12 protein-coding genes are annotated in these 16,482 nt (G+C 66.5%); 9 read left to right on the top strand and 3 right to left on the bottom strand.

Annotated features, from left to right (window positions below):
- Positions 1-245: 245 nt before the first annotated feature.
- The 9 genes from ACZK45_RS09910 (at position 246) to ACZK45_RS09870 (ending at position 12,742) form a co-directional block, all read left to right on the top strand.
- Positions 246-2,495 (top strand): methyl-accepting chemotaxis protein, encoded by a 2,250-nt coding sequence (locus tag ACZK45_RS09910; protein WP_125895426.1) that lies wholly within the window; start codon positions 246-248, stop codon positions 2,493-2,495.
- Between the two features lie 158 nt (positions 2,496-2,653).
- Complete coding sequence (locus tag ACZK45_RS09905) at positions 2,654-3,427, top strand: flagellar brake protein (protein ID WP_032129226.1); 774 nt, start codon at positions 2,654-2,656, stop codon at positions 3,425-3,427.
- Positions 3,428-3,669: 242 nt separating this feature from the next.
- Complete coding sequence (locus ACZK45_RS09900; RefSeq protein WP_121503195.1) at positions 3,670-4,161, top strand: chemotaxis protein CheW; 492 nt, start codon at positions 3,670-3,672, stop codon at positions 4,159-4,161.
- 136 nt (positions 4,162-4,297) lie between these two features.
- Positions 4,298-4,681 (top strand): hypothetical protein, encoded by a 384-nt coding sequence (locus ACZK45_RS09895; protein ID WP_010482470.1) that lies wholly within the window; start codon positions 4,298-4,300, stop codon positions 4,679-4,681.
- Positions 4,682-4,782: 101 nt separating this feature from the next.
- On the top strand, positions 4,783-7,161 hold the full coding sequence (locus ACZK45_RS09890; protein ID WP_125895427.1) for a methyl-accepting chemotaxis protein: 2,379 nt from the start codon (positions 4,783-4,785) through the stop codon (positions 7,159-7,161).
- A gap of 737 nt (positions 7,162-7,898) precedes the next feature.
- A complete protein-coding gene (locus ACZK45_RS09885; RefSeq protein WP_180837605.1) occupies positions 7,899-10,172 on the top strand; it encodes a methyl-accepting chemotaxis protein in 2,274 nt (757 codons plus the stop codon).
- A gap of 37 nt (positions 10,173-10,209) precedes the next feature.
- Positions 10,210-11,079, top strand: coding sequence for a CheR family methyltransferase (locus tag ACZK45_RS09880; RefSeq protein ID WP_050509861.1), 870 nt, complete (start codon positions 10,210-10,212; stop codon positions 11,077-11,079).
- Entirely contained in the window at positions 11,076-11,672 is a 597-nt protein-coding gene (gene cheD, locus ACZK45_RS09875) for a chemoreceptor glutamine deamidase CheD (protein ID WP_008264676.1), read from the top strand. Before ACZK45_RS09880 ends, cheD begins: the two co-directional genes overlap by 4 nt.
- A complete protein-coding gene (locus ACZK45_RS09870; protein WP_125895860.1) occupies positions 11,669-12,742 on the top strand; it encodes a protein-glutamate methylesterase/protein-glutamine glutaminase in 1,074 nt (357 codons plus the stop codon). The genes cheD and ACZK45_RS09870 overlap by 4 nt, the downstream gene beginning before the upstream one ends.
- A gap of 273 nt (positions 12,743-13,015) precedes the next feature.
- On the opposite strand, the gene acnB is transcribed toward ACZK45_RS09870, so the two are convergent.
- The 3 genes from acnB to ACZK45_RS09855 are packed head-to-tail and all read right to left on the bottom strand — an operon-like array spanning position 13,016 to position 16,280.
- Positions 13,016-15,607, bottom strand: coding sequence for a bifunctional aconitate hydratase 2/2-methylisocitrate dehydratase (acnB, locus tag ACZK45_RS09865; RefSeq protein WP_032129839.1), 2,592 nt, complete (start codon positions 15,605-15,607; stop codon positions 13,016-13,018).
- Between the two features lie 43 nt (positions 15,608-15,650).
- On the bottom strand, positions 15,651-16,049 hold the full coding sequence (locus ACZK45_RS09860) for a type II toxin-antitoxin system VapC family toxin (protein ID WP_008267153.1): 399 nt from the start codon (positions 16,047-16,049) through the stop codon (positions 15,651-15,653).
- Between the two features lie 6 nt (positions 16,050-16,055).
- Entirely contained in the window at positions 16,056-16,280 is a 225-nt protein-coding gene (locus ACZK45_RS09855; RefSeq protein WP_005409505.1) for an AbrB/MazE/SpoVT family DNA-binding domain-containing protein, read from the bottom strand.
- Between the last annotated feature and the right edge of the window lie 202 nt (positions 16,281-16,482).

Raw genomic sequence — 16,482 nt, 5'->3', positions numbered from 1 at the left:
CTCCGTCTGCACGAAGGTTTCGGGCGCAACCTTGCCGTTCAAGCGAAAGCCCTGTCATGGCACCACTTTCGCGACGTCATCCCTACGCAACCGAATGTGATCTGCGTCCATAAAGTCCATCCGAACTGCGCCGCTATTTCGCTTTGACGGCCGTCACCGAACCCCCACCGGGCACCACCGTTCGCTCTGCACCCCCCCCAGCCGACGCAACGACGCCGGCGCCCTGCCCACCTGGAGCACCCTGCATGAAGTGGTTCCACGATCTGCCCATCGCCCGCAAGCTGGCCGTGGGGTTCACCCTCACCACCTTGATGACCCTCGTCCTCGGCGCATTCGCACTGCTGCGGCTCAACGAGGCCAACAAGCAACTGGGCGAGATGGCCAGCAACGATATTCCCTCGGTGCAGCATCTCGGCGAGGCGCGCTCGCAACTCGGCGAGTTCCGCACCTACGAGCTGGCTCTGTTGAGCATGCTCGACCAGCCTGACAAGGTGGCCGACTACTACAAGCGCATGGACGACACCGCCAAGGCCGTACATGACGAACTGGCCGCCTACTCGGCACTGCCAGCCCTGGCCAAGGAGCGCGAGCTGTACGCTGCGGCCAACGTACAGCTGGACCGCTACTTCGCTGCCAACAAGGCCATGCGCGAAGCCGTCGCGGCAGGCGACGGCACCTTGGCACGGCAGATCTCCGACGAACAGTCGCGCCCGGCCCGCCGTGACCTGTTCGCTGCGATGAAGACCCTCGGCACCCATATCGCCGGCCTGATGGATGCCAAGATCGCCGATGCAAATGCCACCCACCGCGCCAGCATGATCGCCATCATCGGCTGCATCGTGCTGCTGTCGCTGGTGGCAGCCGCGCTGGCAACGGTCATCTCGCGCGCCGTCACCGGCCCGCTCGGCAAGGCCGTGCACGCGATCCAGGCCGTTGCCCGTGGCGATCTCAGCGTCAGCACCCAGGCCACCAGCAAGGACGAAGCCGGCAAGATGCTGGCCGCCACCACCGAAATGACCGCGATGCTGCGCCGCTTCTCCGAGCAGACCCAGCTGATGGCGCAGATGCACGCCGGTCCGGACATCAGCCATCGCATTCCGGAAGACTTCCCGGGCGTCTACGGGCAGCTGGCCAGCGGCATCAACACGGTCATCTTCGAACATCTTGACGCGATCCGCGATGCCATCGACGTGCTCAACCAGTACGCCACCGGCAACCTCACCCCGGACGCACGCCGCCTGCCCGGCAGCCGCGCGATCCTGCACGAGTCGATGGATGCGGCCAAGGCCAGCCTGCTGGCCATCAACACGCAGATCCAGCAGCTGGCCTCGGCCGCCGCAGCCGGCGACTTCAGCCAGCGCGGTGATGCGCAGCGTTTCGATCACGATTTCCGCGTGATGATCGAGCAGCTCAACAGCATGATGCAGGTCGCCGACGGCAACCTCGGCCAGCTCTCGCAGCTGCTGCAGTCGATCGCCGCCGGCGACCTGACCGCGCGCATGGACGGCCAGTTCAACGGCGTGTTCGCACGCATGCGTGACGACGCCAACACCACCGTCGCGCAGCTGACGCAGATCGTCGGCCAGATCCAGGCCAGCGCGTCCAGCATCACCCTCGCCGCTGGCGAGATCGCGTCGGGCAACAGCGATCTGTCGCGCCGCACCGAGCAGCAGGCCGCCAATCTGGAAGAAACCGCCGCGTCGATGGAGGAGCTGACCTCCACCGTGCGCCAGAACGCCGAGCACGCCCGCCAGGCCAATCAGCTCGCCATCGGCGCACATGGCGTCGCCTCGCAGGGCGGTGAAGTGGTCGGCCAGGTGGTCACCACCATGTCGGCCATCGAAGCCTCGTCGAAGAAGATCGCCGAGATCATCTCGGTCATCGACGGCATCGCCTTCCAGACCAACATCCTGGCGCTGAACGCCGCAGTGGAAGCCGCACGTGCCGGCGAACAGGGCCGTGGCTTCGCCGTGGTCGCCAGCGAAGTGCGTACCCTCGCCCAGCGCTCGGCTGCGGCCGCCAAGGAGATCAAGGGCCTGATCGATGATTCGGTCGGCAAGGTCGCCGAAGGCTCCAGCCTGGTGCACCAGGCCGGCAGCACCATGGGCGAGATCGTCGCCTCGGTGCAGCGCGTGACCGACATCATGGCCGAGATCTCTGCGGCTTCGCAGGAACAATCGGCCGGCATCGAGCAGGTCAACCAGACCGTGGTGCAGATGGACGAGACCACCCAGCAGAACGCCGCGCTGGTGGAAGAAGCCACCGCTGCCGCACGTGCAATGGAAGACCAGGCCGTGCAGCTGGGTGAAGCCGTGGCCCGCTTCCGGCTGGCATCACAGGGCACGACGGCCATCCCGGCACGCCCGCTGGCGGCACCGGTGCCGCGCCAGGTCGCAGCCGCCGCACCGGCCGCAAAGCCGGTCCCGGCGCGTACGCTGCGCACGGCGACGGCCCAGCCGGCGCTGGCCGCAGACGGCGACTGGCAGGAGTTCTGATGTACCCGGGGTCGGATCCCTTTCCTTCGGGAAAGGGATCCGACCCCTGACGCATGGAAAGTGATGCAATTCTCACTTCATAATCGGGCACAGTGGCCGATATCCCCATCGAGCCTCGCGCCAACGCGTGCTGGCGCCCGCCCCTGACCGTAGATTCCATGTCCGACGGCAACGACACTGCAGTGCATGATGTCCACGCGGCTGATGCCGCTGACGAACGTTTCCTGGTCCGTAATCCGCGCCAGCTGCGGCAGCTGCTGCGATCGTTGATCGACCAGCGATCACTGATCAATGCGCATATCGACGGCCGCGACCGCTCGTTCCCGACCGCGCTGCTTGAGCTCGACGAGGACGACGACACCCTGCTGCTCGATGGCAGCCCGCAGGAGGCGTCCAACCGCGCCGCCGAACAGGCCGACCATCTGCTGTGCTTTGCCCAGCTCGAACGCGTGCTGGTGCGGTTCCGCCTGCAGGCACTGCAACGTGTGGACAACGACGGCCACGTCGCCTTCCGTGCCCCTCTGCCGGACGAACTGGTCCATCTGCAGCGACGTGAGATGTACCGGCTGGAGACGCCAGTCACCGATTCACCCCAGCTGCTGATCCCCGCCGGCGAGAGCCGTGCCGAAGCGCTGTCGATGCGGGTGGTGGACATCAGTGGCGGCGGCCTGGCGGTGGCCGTGCCTACCGACTGCGCGGTGTTCAGCCTGCAGAAGCGCTACCCGGCGATGCTGTCGCTGCCCGACGGCCCCGACCTGGAGATCGAGCTGGTCGTCTGCAACCTGCTGCCGCAGCGCCAACCCAATGGCATCGAGATCAAGCGCGTGGGCATGCGCTTCGACATCCTGCCGCGTGGCGCCGACAGTGCCATCCAGCGCTACATCTTCCGCATCGACCGCCAGCGCAAGGCGCGCCGCAACGGCGAGCTGTAAGGCCTCCCGACCGGTAGTGCCGGCCGCTGGCCGGCAATGGCCGCATCCACATTGTTGCCAGGTTGCCGGCCAGCGGCCGGCACTAGCGCTTCCCGTGTAGATCCACGCCATGCGTGGATGCCCCCATCTTCCCCGGTAGATCCACGCCATGCGTGGATGTCTTCCCCGGCACCTAAAGTCCCCCGACGAGGGGCCGATATCGAGCCTGACACCGGGACTTCCGGCAGAACCAGGACCCCTCGATGAACGACAAGACCAGCTCCGCCGCCAGCGCCGGTGGCGAATTCCTCAGCTTCACCCTCGGTGCCGAGCACTACGGCGTGGACATCCTCAAGGTCCAGGAAATCCGCGGCTATGACGCGGTCACCCGGGTCCCGGATGCACCGGACTACATCAAGGGCGTGATCAACCTGCGCGGCACCATCGTGCCGGTCATCGACCTGCGGCTGAAGCTGCGCCTGGACAACGCCCGCTACGACGCCTTCACCGTGATGATCGTGCTGAACGTGGACGACCGCGTGGTCGGCATCGTCGTCGACAGCGTCTCGGACGTGATCCCGCTGTCGGCCGAGCAGATCCGCCCGACCCCTGAATTCGGCGCCGCCGTCGATACCCGCTTCATCTCCGGCATCGGCACGCAGGACGACCGCATGCTGATCCTGCTCGACATCGAGACTCTGCTGGACAGCGCCGACATGGGCCAGGCCAGCGTCGTTGAAGACGCCGCTGCCTGATCGAACGGACCTGCTTCACGTTCTGGTCACAAACCCCTTCAGTTCCCTCCGGCAGTGCCGATAGGGGGACAGAAGCCGGTCGCGCAGGAGCGCGCAGAACCGGAACGACCATCACCATCCCCGGAGATACACCTCGATGAAGTCCCTGCTTGCGTTCGTTTCGGCCGCTGTCCTGGCCACCACTGCTTCCGCCGCGTTCGCCCAGTCGGCCGACATGATCCCGCCGGAACTGGCACCGCGCTCGGTCGGCAAGGACGGCATGGTCTGCGGCAAGGTCGAGAAGGCCCGCTACGCAGAAGGTTCCGAAGGCCAGCCGACCTTCCTGTACATGGGCGGCGCCTTCCCGCGCCACACCTTCTCGGCCCGCATCGCTGGCGAGAACCGCGGCAAGTTCTCCTTCCCGCTGGAAACCCTGGAAGGCAAGACCGTCTGCGTGATCGGCAAGATCCAACGCGACGCCTCGCGCGCCGAAATCGAAGTCAGCTCGCCCGCCGGCTTGAAGCTGGCCAACATCAAGTAATCCGCTGTCCGTCGAACCACGCCGGACCTGGTGCCGGCGTGGTTTCTGCTGCAACCGGGCCCGATGCCCGGGCGCGTCTGCCTTAGGAGCTCGCAACGCCCATGCCGTGGATCAACAACCTGAAACTGATGCCGAAGCTGCTGCTGACCTTCGGTGTCCTCCTGCTGGTGATGCTGCTGCAGGGTATCGTCGCCTATCGCGGCCTGCACTCGCTGAACAACGTCACCACCGAGCTGGCGGGTTCTCGCATGGAGAGCATCCGCATGGCCGGCGAGATGCGCGGCATGCTGGGTGAATACCGCAACGCCGCCTACCAGCAGCTGATCCGCGCCAGTGACGACGTCAAGGCTGATGCACGCAAGCAGACCGTCGAGCTGCGTACCAGCATGGACAAGTCGATCAAGGACTATCCGAAGCTGGTCGACAACGCACAGCAGAAGAAGCTGTTCGACACCTTCGCCAAGGAGTGGAAGGACGCCCTGGCCTCCTATGACAGCGTCACCGAGATGCTGGAACTGGACCTGCCGGACGACGCCATCGATACCTTCGTCGGCGAGACCCGCACCAAGCACCGCAAGGCCGCTTCGGCGCTGGAAGCGCTGATCGCCGAAGACAACCGCCTCGCCCGCGCCTCGCGCGAAGAGGCCGAATCCACCTACTCCGCCTCGGCCGTGCTGACCGTGATCGCCCTGCTGGGCGGCGCCGCACTCGGCCTGGTGCTGGTCTGGCTGTTTGCCCGTGCCCTGGTCGGCAGCGTGCGCGGCGCCGTCTCGGTTGCCAACGATGTGGCCGGCGGCAAGCTCGATGGCCACATCGACGTCAGCCGCCAGGACGAAGTGGGCGAACTGATGCAGGCGATGCAGCGCATGCAGCGCGACCTGCGCGAGCGCACCGAAACCGACCAGGCCATCGCCCGCGAGAACCTGCGCATCCGCACCGCGCTGGACTACAGCTCCACCGGCGTGTACCTGACCGACACCAGCAATACCATCGTCTACACCAATCGCGCCCTGCAACAGACCCTGAGCCAGTACCAGGACGACGTGCGCCGCGACCTGCCGGACTTCGACGCGCAGGCCTCGCTGATCGGCAAGCCGGTCACCGTGCTGGAGCATCGCGGCGAGATGGACCAGACCCTGCTGGGCAACCTGAAGGCACACGGCGTCGCCCGTCGCCCGATGCAGTACGGCGATGCCCAGTTCGCCCAGGTGGTTTCCACCATCCGCAATGAAGGCGGCGACACCGTCGGCTACGTGGTGGAATGGCGCGACCGCACCCAGGAAGCGCAGGTGGAAGCCGAAGTGGCCCGCGTGATCGCCCAGGCCGCCGCTGGCGACCTGTCCGGCCGCATCGATGCCACCGACAAGGAAGGCTTCTTCCTGCAGCTGGCCCAGCAGATCAACGGCCTGCTGGATGCCAACGCCGGCAGCATCGAACAGATCTCCGGCCTGCTCGCCGCGCTGTCGCAGGGTGACCTGACCGTGCGCATGCACGGCGACTACCAGGGCGTGTTCGCCCGTATGCGCGACGACGCCAACGCGACCGCCGCGCAGCTGAGCGAGATCGTCACCCGCATCAAGCAGTCCAGCCGCGCGATCAGCTCGGCCGCCGGCGAGATCGCCTCGGGCAACAGTGACCTGTCGCGCCGCACCGAGCAGCAGGCCGCCAACCTGGAAGAAACCGCCGCCTCGATGGAGGAGCTGACCTCCACCGTGCGCCAGAACGCCGAACACGCCCGCCAGGCCAATCAGCTCGCCATCGGCGCGCATGGCGTCGCCTCGCAGGGCGGTGAAGTGGTCGGCCAGGTGGTCACCACCATGTCGGCCATCCAGGCTTCGTCGAAGAAGATCTCGGAGATCATTTCGGTCATCGACGGGATCGCCTTCCAGACCAACATCCTGGCGCTGAACGCCGCGGTGGAAGCCGCACGCGCCGGCGAACAGGGCCGTGGCTTTGCCGTGGTCGCCAGCGAAGTGCGTACCCTCGCCCAGCGCTCGGCCGCCGCGGCCAAGGAGATCAAGGGCCTGATCGATGATTCGGTCGGCAAGGTCAACGACGGCTCGGCACTGGTGCACAAGGCCGGCGCCACCATGGGCGAGATCGTCGCCTCGGTGCAGCGCGTGACTGACATCATGGCCGAGATCTCTGCGGCTTCGCAGGAACAGAGTGCTGGCATCGAGCAGGTCAACCAGACCGTGGTGCAGATGGACGAAACCACCCAGCAGAACGCCGCGCTGGTGGAAGAAGCCACCGCCGCCGCACGCGCAATGGAAGAACAGGCCGGTCACCTCAGCGAGGCCGTGTCGATCTTCGTGGTGGATGAAGCCGAGACCGTGGTTGCCCCGCGCATCGCCGCTGCCCCGGTCCCGCGTGCTGCCGCACCGGCCGCACCGGCCCCGGTCGCCCCGCCGGCCCGCCGCACCGCCGGTGGTCGCCCCATGGCCACCGAACTGGCCGATGGAGACTGGCAGGAATTCTGATGCGTGCCTGACCTGATGTACGAGAACGCCCTGGCCCTGCGCTGGGGCGTTTTTGTTTACGGGGTATCTGGATATCCAGCCAACGGCGAAGCCCCTCGGGGGGGTCGCGGTAGGCGCGTGGCTACTGAGGGTTGGCCGGGAGGGTGGGCTGCGCAGGGGCCGCTGCAAGTACGTCCATGTAAGCTCGGTCGCCGCATCCATGCGGCTCACGCCCCTGCGCAGCCCACCCTCCCGGCCACGGACAGTTTCCGTGCGCGTCCACCCCGGATTGAAGAAAGAAGAGCAAGAGCAACAGCACCGCTTCCGGGTTCAGATTCGCTTTCCGCAGGAAAACGGATCTGCCCCCTCTTCCCACTTGGAAAGCCAACGCTCTTGCCGTCCGTCACAGGAATGCCGAGAGGGCTGGGTCGGGGTGGGCTGGCGGGACCGTTGGCGCCATGGATGGCGCCATCGAGCCCCCAAGGACGGGTTTACGGCGTGTCCCGCCAGCCTACCCCGATCCAGCCACCCACTGAAAATTCAGAGCCGACCAACCGCCGTTGCTGTTGCTGTTGCTGTTGCTGTTGCTTCAAAAGCCTGCCGCAGGCAGCGCCGCAGCCGCCGCTGCAAGGAAACCTGAATACGTTCGGACACCGCACCTCAATCCCCCGCCCGCGCGGCCGATAACGGGGTTGTCACCGCTTGTCCCGCTGTGACCGGCACGGCGCCGCCCGCCCGCTTCGACCTGGTCCTGCTCGATGAATCTCATGCATCGCTGGCAACACTACTTCAGCAACCTCTCCGTCCGGCGCAAGCTCAACCTGCTGACGCTGCTCATCGCGCTTGGCGTGATCGCGCTCTCGGTGATCGCCGCCCGCATGCAGTACCTCGACCTGACCGAGACCCGCAAGACCGCGCTGAAGACCCAGGTCGAACTCAGCTACGGCATCCTCCAGCACTACCATCGCCTGGCCGGTACCGGCGAGCTCAGCGAAGACGCTGCCAAGGCCGCCGCCCTGCAGGCGCTGGAAGTGATGCGCGCCGATAACGATGCCTACTACTTCAACATCTACGACACCGGCTACCGCCTGCTGATGCACCCGTTCCGCAAGGACCTGGTCGGCAAGGACATGAAGGATTTCCGCACCGACGACGGCGTGCGCATCTACTACGACCAGGTGGAAGCAGCCAAGGCCGGTGGCGGCTTCGTCAACTACCGCTGGGCCAAGCCCGGCAGCAAGGGCGAGGTCGAGAAGGTGGCTTACGCCGGCCTGTTCGCGCCCTGGAACTGGGTGGTCAGCAGTGGCGTCTACATGGACGACGTGCAGAAGCAGGCACTGGTGTTCACCGCCATCATGGCCGTCTCCGGTGGCGTGCTGGTACTGATCGTGCTGGCCCTGAGCTGGCTCATCGGCAACCGCATCGCCGTACCGCTGAAGCAGGCAACGGCCGTCGCCGAGGGTATCGCCCGCGGCAAGCTGGACAGCCACATCGGCCCGCAGCCGCATGACGAGACCGGCCGCCTGCTGGACGCCATGTCGGGCATGCAGCAGCAGCTGCACGCGGTGATCAGCGGCCAGCGCGAGATGGCGCGTCGCCACGACGGCGGCGAACTGAGCTACCGCATCGATGCCAGCGCCTTCCCCGGCGAGTACGGGCTGATGGTGCAGGAAACCAATGCCCTGGTCGGCGGCCACGTGCAGACCCTGCACGATGTGCTGGACGTGGTGCAGCAGTACGCGGTGGGCGATCTGAGCCGCGACGTCGCGCGCTACCCCGGCGAGAAGGCCGCGATGACCACCACCGTCGACACGGTCAAGGCCAACCTCGGCCGCATCAACGCCGAGATCAAGCAGCTGGCCAGTGCCGCCGCCGCAGGCGACTTCAGCCGCCGTGGCGACGCGCAGCGCTTCGATCACGATTTCCGCCTGATGCTGGAAAACCTCAACGCGATGATGGCGGTCAGCGATGACAACCTCGGCAAGCTCTCGCAGCTGCTGTCGGCCATCGCCGAAGGCGACCTGACCGCGCGCATGCACGGCGACTACCAGGGCGTGTTCGCACGCATGCGGGACGACGCCAACACCACCGTCACCCAGCTGACCCAGATCGTCGGCCAGATCCAGGCCAGCGCCGGCAGCATCACCCTGGCCGCCGGTGAGATCGCCTCGGGCAACAGTGACCTGTCGCGCCGTACCGAGCAGCAGGCCGCCAATCTGGAAGAAACCGCCGCGTCAATGGAGGAACTGACCTCCACCGTGCGCCAGAATGCCGAGCACGCCCGCCAGGCCAATCAGCTGGCGATCGGCGCGCAGGGTGTTGCTTCCCAAGGCGGCAGCGTGGTCGGCCAGGTGGTCAACACCATGTCGGCCATCGAAGCTTCGTCGAAGAAGATCGCCGAGATCATCTCGGTCATCGACGGCATCGCCTTCCAGACCAACATCCTGGCGCTGAACGCCGCAGTGGAAGCCGCACGTGCCGGCGAACAGGGCCGCGGCTTCGCCGTGGTCGCCAGCGAAGTGCGTACCCTCGCCCAGCGCTCGGCCGCCGCGGCCAAGGAGATCAAGGGCCTGATCGATGATTCGGTCGGCAAGGTCGCCGAAGGCTCCAGCCTTGTGCACCAGGCCGGTAGCACCATGGGCGAGATCGTCGCCTCGGTGCAGCGCGTGACCGACATCATGGCCGAGATCTCCGCGGCTTCGCAGGAGCAGTCGGCTGGCATCGAGCAGGTCAACCAGACCGTGGTGCAGATGGACGAAACCACCCAGCAGAATGCTGCGCTGGTGGAAGAAGCCACCGCCGCCGCACGTGCGATGGAAGAACAGGCTGGCCAGCTGGCCGACGCCGTGGCGATCTTCCGCCTGGACAACCAGGTCTCGGCCGCGATGAAGGCAGTGGCCGCGCGTGTCGAGCCGGCGCATGTTGCCGCCGCCGTGGCGCGTCCGCGGCCGGCTCCGACGCCAGCACCGGTCCGCCGCAGCAGCAACGCCAGCACCTTCGTCGCCAGCGACAGCGACTGGCAGGAATTCTGAGACCCACCCGCGGCGGCTTCGGCCGCCGCCTCTGCCGATGGACACGTCCCCCGTGCAAAGTCCTACTCCCATCGTCACCGGCCCGCGCGAATTCGAGTTCGCCGACCGTGATTTCCGCCGCGTCTGCGACCTGATCTACCAGCGCGTGGGCATCGCCCTCGCCCCGGCAAAACGCGACATGGTCTATGGCCGCCTGTCGCGCCGCCTGCGCACGCTGGGCATGCGCAGCTTCCAGCAGTATCTGGACCATCTGGAGCAGGAAGACGGTGACGAGTGGCAGGCGTTCACCAACGCACTGACCACCAACCTGACCTCGTTCTTCCGTGAGCCGCACCACTTCGACAAGCTGCGCGAGGAGCTGCAGCAGCGCTCCAGCCGCACGCCGCTGCTGCTGTGGTCGTGCGCCGCCTCCACCGGCGAAGAGCCCTACTCGATGGCGATCACCGCCTGCGAAGCCTTCGGCACCCTGAAGCCACCGGTACGCATCATCGCCACCGACGTCGATACCCAGGTGCTGGCCACGGCCGGCCGTGGCGTCTACAACATCGACCGCGTCACCAGCCTCGACCCGGACCTGCGCCGCCGCTACTTCCAGCGCGGCAGCGGCCCCAACGAGGGCCAGTGCCGCGTGCTGCCGGCACTGCGCGAGCTGATCGAGTTCCGTCCGCTGAACCTGCTCGCGCCGCGCTACGACGTCGGTGGCCCGTTCGATGCGCTGTTCTGCCGCAACGTGATGATCTACTTCGACAAGCCGACCCAGCGCGCGATCCTGGGCCGGCTGGTGCAGCACCTGTCCGACGATGGCCTGCTCTACACCGGCCACTCGGAGAACTACCTGCACGCCGCCGACCTGATCCAGCCCTGCGGACGCACCCTGTACCGCCGTGCGGCAAAGGCCGGCGCATGAACGCATCGCTGCGTACCGATGATGTGATGCGTTACCAGGACGCGCGCTTCAAGACCATTGCGGCCAAGCTGCTGCCGACCCAGTACCTGGTGGTCGACGACACCACCGCGCTGACCACTACACTCGGCTCCTGCGTGGCCGCCTGCCTGCGCGACCCGGTGCTGAAGATCGGCGGCATGAACCACTTCCTGCTGCCCGAAGGCAACGCCGGCGATGGCGCACCCGCGCGCTACGGCAGCTACGCGATGGAACTGCTGATCAACGACATGCTCAAGCGCGGCGCGCACCGCAAGCGCATCGAGGCCAAGGTGTTCGGCGGCGCCAACGTGCTCAAGGGGTTCACCAGCAATCCGGTCGGCACCCGCAACGCCGAGTTCGTGCGCCAGTACCTGCAGGCCGAGCACATTCCGATCATCGCCGAAGACCTGTGCGGCATCCATCCGCGCAAGATCTGGTTCTTCGCCGATACCGGCCGCGTGGTGGTGCAGCGTCTGCCGCATGCCCATGAAGCCGAAGTGGCTGCGACCGAATCGGCCGTGCGTGCACGCCTGTCCAAGGCTCCGGTCACCGGTGGCGTGGAGCTGTTCGAATGACCCTGACCGGCAACGCCCCCTGCCGGGTCCTGATCGTCGACGACTCCGCCGTCGTGCGCCAGATGCTCACCGAGATCCTGTCCAGCGATCCGTCCATCGACGTGGTCGGCACCGCCGCCGACCCGCTGCTGGCACGCGAGAAGATCAAGCGCCTGGCCCCGGACGTGATCACGCTGGACGTGGAAATGCCGCGCATGGACGGGCTGGCGTTCCTGGAAAACCTGATGCGCCTGCACCCGCTGCCGGTGGTGATGATCTCCTCGCTGACCGAACGCGGCGCCGACACTACCCTGCAGGCGTTGGCGCTGGGCGCGGTGGATTTCGTCTCCAAGCCGAAGCTGGACGTTGCGCGGGGCCTGCAGGGCTACGCCGACGAGATCATCGCCAAAGTGAAGATGGCGGCGCGTTCGCGCGTTCGCCCGCTGGTGCGCGCTGCCGCACCGAAGCTCCTGCTGGACGCCTCCCCAGCGACGCGTCCCGCCACGCCCCAGTTCCGCACCACCGACCGGCTGATCGCGATCGGCTCATCGGCCGGTGGCACCGAGGCCCTGCGTGTAGTGCTGGAAGGCATGCCCGCCGACGGCCCGGCCGTGGTGATGACCCAGCACCTGCCGGCCAGCTTCAGCACGGCTTTCGCCGAACGACTGGATCGCCATTCCGCCATGGCAGTGCGTGAGGCCAGCGACGGTGAAGCGGTGCTGCCCGGCCACGCCTACCTGCCACCGGGTGGCAAGCATCTGCGGATCATCCGCGACGGTGCGCGCTGGCGCTGCCGGGTCGACGACGGCCCGGCCGTGAACCGGCACAAGCCCGCGGTGGATGTGCTGTTCCGCTCGGTCGCGCAGAACGCCGGCGGCAACGCCATCGGTGCCATTCTCACCGGCATGGGCGATGACGGTGCACGCGGCCTGCTAGAGATGCGTCAGGCCGGCGCCCCGACGCTGGTGCAGGACGAGGCCAGCAGCGTGGTCTGGGGCATGCCCGGTGCCGCGTTCAAGCTCGGCGCCGCCGAGGAACAGGTGCCGCTGGAACGGATTGCGGAACGGTTGCTGGCGCTGGCGCGCGGCTGATTGCGCGCCCCGGCTCAAGGACTCCGCTTGCAGTAGATCCACGCCATGCGTGGATGCCGTTGTAGAGTCGAGCCACGCTCGACTCATCGCGCATGGCGCGAACAGCAGCCAAGCATGGACTCGGTGCTACAGGCCATCAGGCAACAAAAAAAACCCTGGCTTTCACCGGGGCTTCTTCGTTTCAACGGGTTGCCGGCCAGCGGCCGGCACTACCATGCGTCGTCGGCCCACAAAAAAACCCCCGGCGCGAGCCGGGGGCTTTTCGTTACCGCATCAGGCGGCGACCGTCTTGGCCACGTCCTGGTATTCCTCGATCTGGTCGAAGTTCATGTAGCGGTAGATCTCCGCACCATTGGCGTTGATCACGCCGATGTCCGCCATGTACTCCTCCTTGGTCGGGATGCGGCCCAGACGCGAGCAGATCGCCGCCAGTTCCGCCGAACCCAGGTACACGTTGGTGTTGCGGCCCAGGCGGTTCGGGAAGTTGCGGGTCGAGGTCGACATCGCGGTGGAACCTTCGCGGATCTGCGCCTGGTTGCCCATGCACAGCGAGCAGCCCGGCATTTCCATGCGTGCACCGGTGGCGCCGAAGGTGCCGTACACGCCTTCCTTGGTCAGCTCCGAGGCATCCATCTTGGTCGGCGGGGCCACCCACAGGCGGGTCGGCAGGTCACGCTTGCCTTCCAGCAGCTTGGCAGCCGCACGGAAGTGACCGATGTTGGTCATGCACGAACCGATGAACACTTCGTCGATCTTGGCGCCGGCCACTTCGGACAGGGTCTTCACGTCGTCCGGGTCGTTCGGGCAGGCCACGATCGGCTCATGGATGTCGGCCAGGTCGATCTCAATGACAGCGGCGTACTCGGCGTCGGCATCCGGCTCCAGCAGCTCCGGGTTGGCCAGCCACGCTTCCATCTTCTCGATACGGCGCTGCAGCGAACGCGGGTCCTGGTAACCCTCGGCGATCATCCACTTCAGCAGGGTGATGTTGCTGTTGAGGTACTCGATGATCGGCTCCTTGTTCAGGCGCACCGAGCAACCGGCCGCCGAACGCTCGGCCGAGGCGTCGGACAGTTCGAACGCCTGTTCGACCTTCAGCTCCGGCAGGCCTTCGATTTCCAGGATGCGACCGGAGAAGATGTTCTTCTTGCCAGCCTTGGCCACGGTCAGCAGGCCCGACTTGATCGCGTACAGCGGAATCGCGTTGACCAGGTCACGCAGGGTCACGCCCGGCTGCATCTTGCCCTTGAAGCGCACCAGCACCGACTCCGGCATGTCCAGCGGCATCACGCCGGTGGCAGCGGCGAAGGCAACCAGGCCCGAACCGGCCGGGAACGAAATGCCCACCGGGAAACGGGTGTGCGAGTCACCACCGGTGCCGACGGTGTCCGGCAGCAGCATGCGGTTGAGCCAGCTGTGGATCACGCCGTCGCCCGGACGCAGCGAGACGCCGCCACGGGTGGAGATGAACTCCGGCAGGGTGTGGTGGGTCTTCACGTCCACCGGCTTCGGGTAAGCGGCGGTGTGGCAGAACGACTGCATCACCAGGTCGGCCGAGAAGCCCAGGCAGGCCAGGTCCTTCAGCTCGTCACGGGTCATCGGGCCAGTGGTGTCCTGCGAGCCGACCGAGGTCATCTTCGGTTCGCAATAGGTGCCCGGGCGCATGCCCTGGCCTTCCGGCAGGCCACAGGCGCGGCCAACCATCTTCTGCGCCAGCGAGAAGCCCTTGCCGGTATCGACCGGCTGCACCGGCAGGCGGAACAGGTCGGTCGGGGCCAGGCCCAGCGCTTCGCGTGCCTTGCCGGTCAGGCCACGGCCGATGATCAGCGGAATGCGGCCACCGGCGCGCACTTCGTCGAACAGCACTTCGGACTTGACCTGGAACTCGGCGATCACTTCACCGTTCTTCAGCGCCTTGCCTTCGTACGGACGCAGCTCGACCACATCGCCGTGCTCCATCTTCGACACGTCCAGCTCGATCGGCAGTGCACCGGCATCTTCCATGGTGTTGTAGAAGATCGGGGCGATCTTCGAACCCAGGCAGACGCCACCGGCGCGCTTGTTCGGGATGAACGGAATGTCATCACCGGTCCACCACAGCACGCTGTTGGTGGCCGACTTGCGCGAGGAACCGGTGCCGACCACGTCGCCAACGTAGGCGACCAGGTGACCCTTGTCCTTCAGGTCGAGGATCTGCTGGATCGGGCCGCGCTTGCCGTCTTCTTCCGGGGTGAACGGCGCGTCGTCGCGCTTGTTCTTCAGCATCGCCAGGGCGTGCATCGGGATGTCCGGGCGGGTGGTCGCGTCCGGCGCCGGCGACAGGTCGTCGGTGTTGGTTTCGCCCGGCACCTTGAACACGGTGACGGTCAGGCTCTGCGGCACTTCCGGGTTGCTGGTGAACCACTCGGCGTCGGCCCAGCTCTGCAGCACGGACTGGGCGTTGGCATTGCCGGCCTTGGCCTTTTCCTGCACGTCATGGAAGGCATCGAACACCAGCAGGGTCTTCTTCAGACCGTTGGCGGCGATGGTGCCGACGCTGGCATCGTCCAGCAGCTGCACCAGCGGGGCGACGTTGTAACCGCCGAGCATGGTGCCCAGCAGTTCGGTGGCGCGCTCACGGCTGATCAGCGGGTTCTGCTCGCTGCCCAGGGCGATCGCCGCCAGGTACGAGGCCTTGACCTTGGCCGCGTCATCGACGCCGGCCGGCACGCGGTGGGTCAGCAGGTCGAGCAGGAACTCGGCCTCGCCCTGCGGCGGGTTCTTCAGCAGTTCGATGACATCGGCCGTCTGCTGCGCGCTCAGCGGCAGCGGCGGGATGCCAAGCGCAGCGCGCTCGGCGACGTGGTGGCGGTAGGCTTCCAACATGACAACTCCCGGGTAATGCGTAGGTTGAGAAAACAAAATGGGCTCAGGCTTGCGGCACGATCAGCTTCAGGCCCTTGAAGTAGTCGCGGTAAAACGTGTCGTTCCAGGTGATCAGGCCATCGCACTGCAGCAGTGCATGGGCGCCGACCATGAATTCGTCCAGGCTGCGGCGGCTGCCGCTGCGCTGGCGGTGGCGGCGGTGCATCTCGCCGGCGCGCAGCGCCGACTTGGCTTCCATCGGGTTGAAGTGCACGCCCATTTCTTCCAGCGCTTCGAGCACCTCGGCACCGCCACGCAGCGATGCGCAGACCTCGGCCAGGGTCGCGCCGCAGACCACCACGCGGCCACCGACCAGGCTCTGCCTGAGGATGGCTTCCACGGCATCGGCCTGCGGACCATTGCTGAGCAGCTCGACCAGCACCGGAGAGTCGACGGCGATCATCACGGCTTATTCCTCGTCACGCACCGCACGTACCGCTGCGTCGGACGACTCGAAACCGTCCAGCGCGAACTTGCCGCGCGCCCGTGAAATGGCATCGTCAACACTCTTGCGCAGGATGATGCGGCTGCCGTCCAGCTCGACCTTCAGCAGCGTGCCCTTGGTCAGGCCGAGGGCATCACGCACCGCCTTGGGCAGGGTGATCTGTCCGCGTTCTGCAACAGTGGCTTCCATCGGTAGGCCCTCCAGAGTATGCACAAATTATACATACTTCCCCGGGCATACTTCCACCCTGAACAGGACCGGCAACCCGCCAGCCCTTGCCTCGCAAAGGATCGGCCACAAACGTGACATACGCCATACACCTTCCCCTGTAGTCTGGAACCGATGCCGCAGGCCGGAACCCGGCCCGGATGAATCCATTCAGTCTGGGGTT

The organism is Stenotrophomonas sp. 63632_Sma (genome assembly GCF_056482875.1).
The sequence above is the reverse complement of the archived record's forward strand: the minus strand, read 5'-3'. Positions and strand labels throughout refer to the sequence as shown.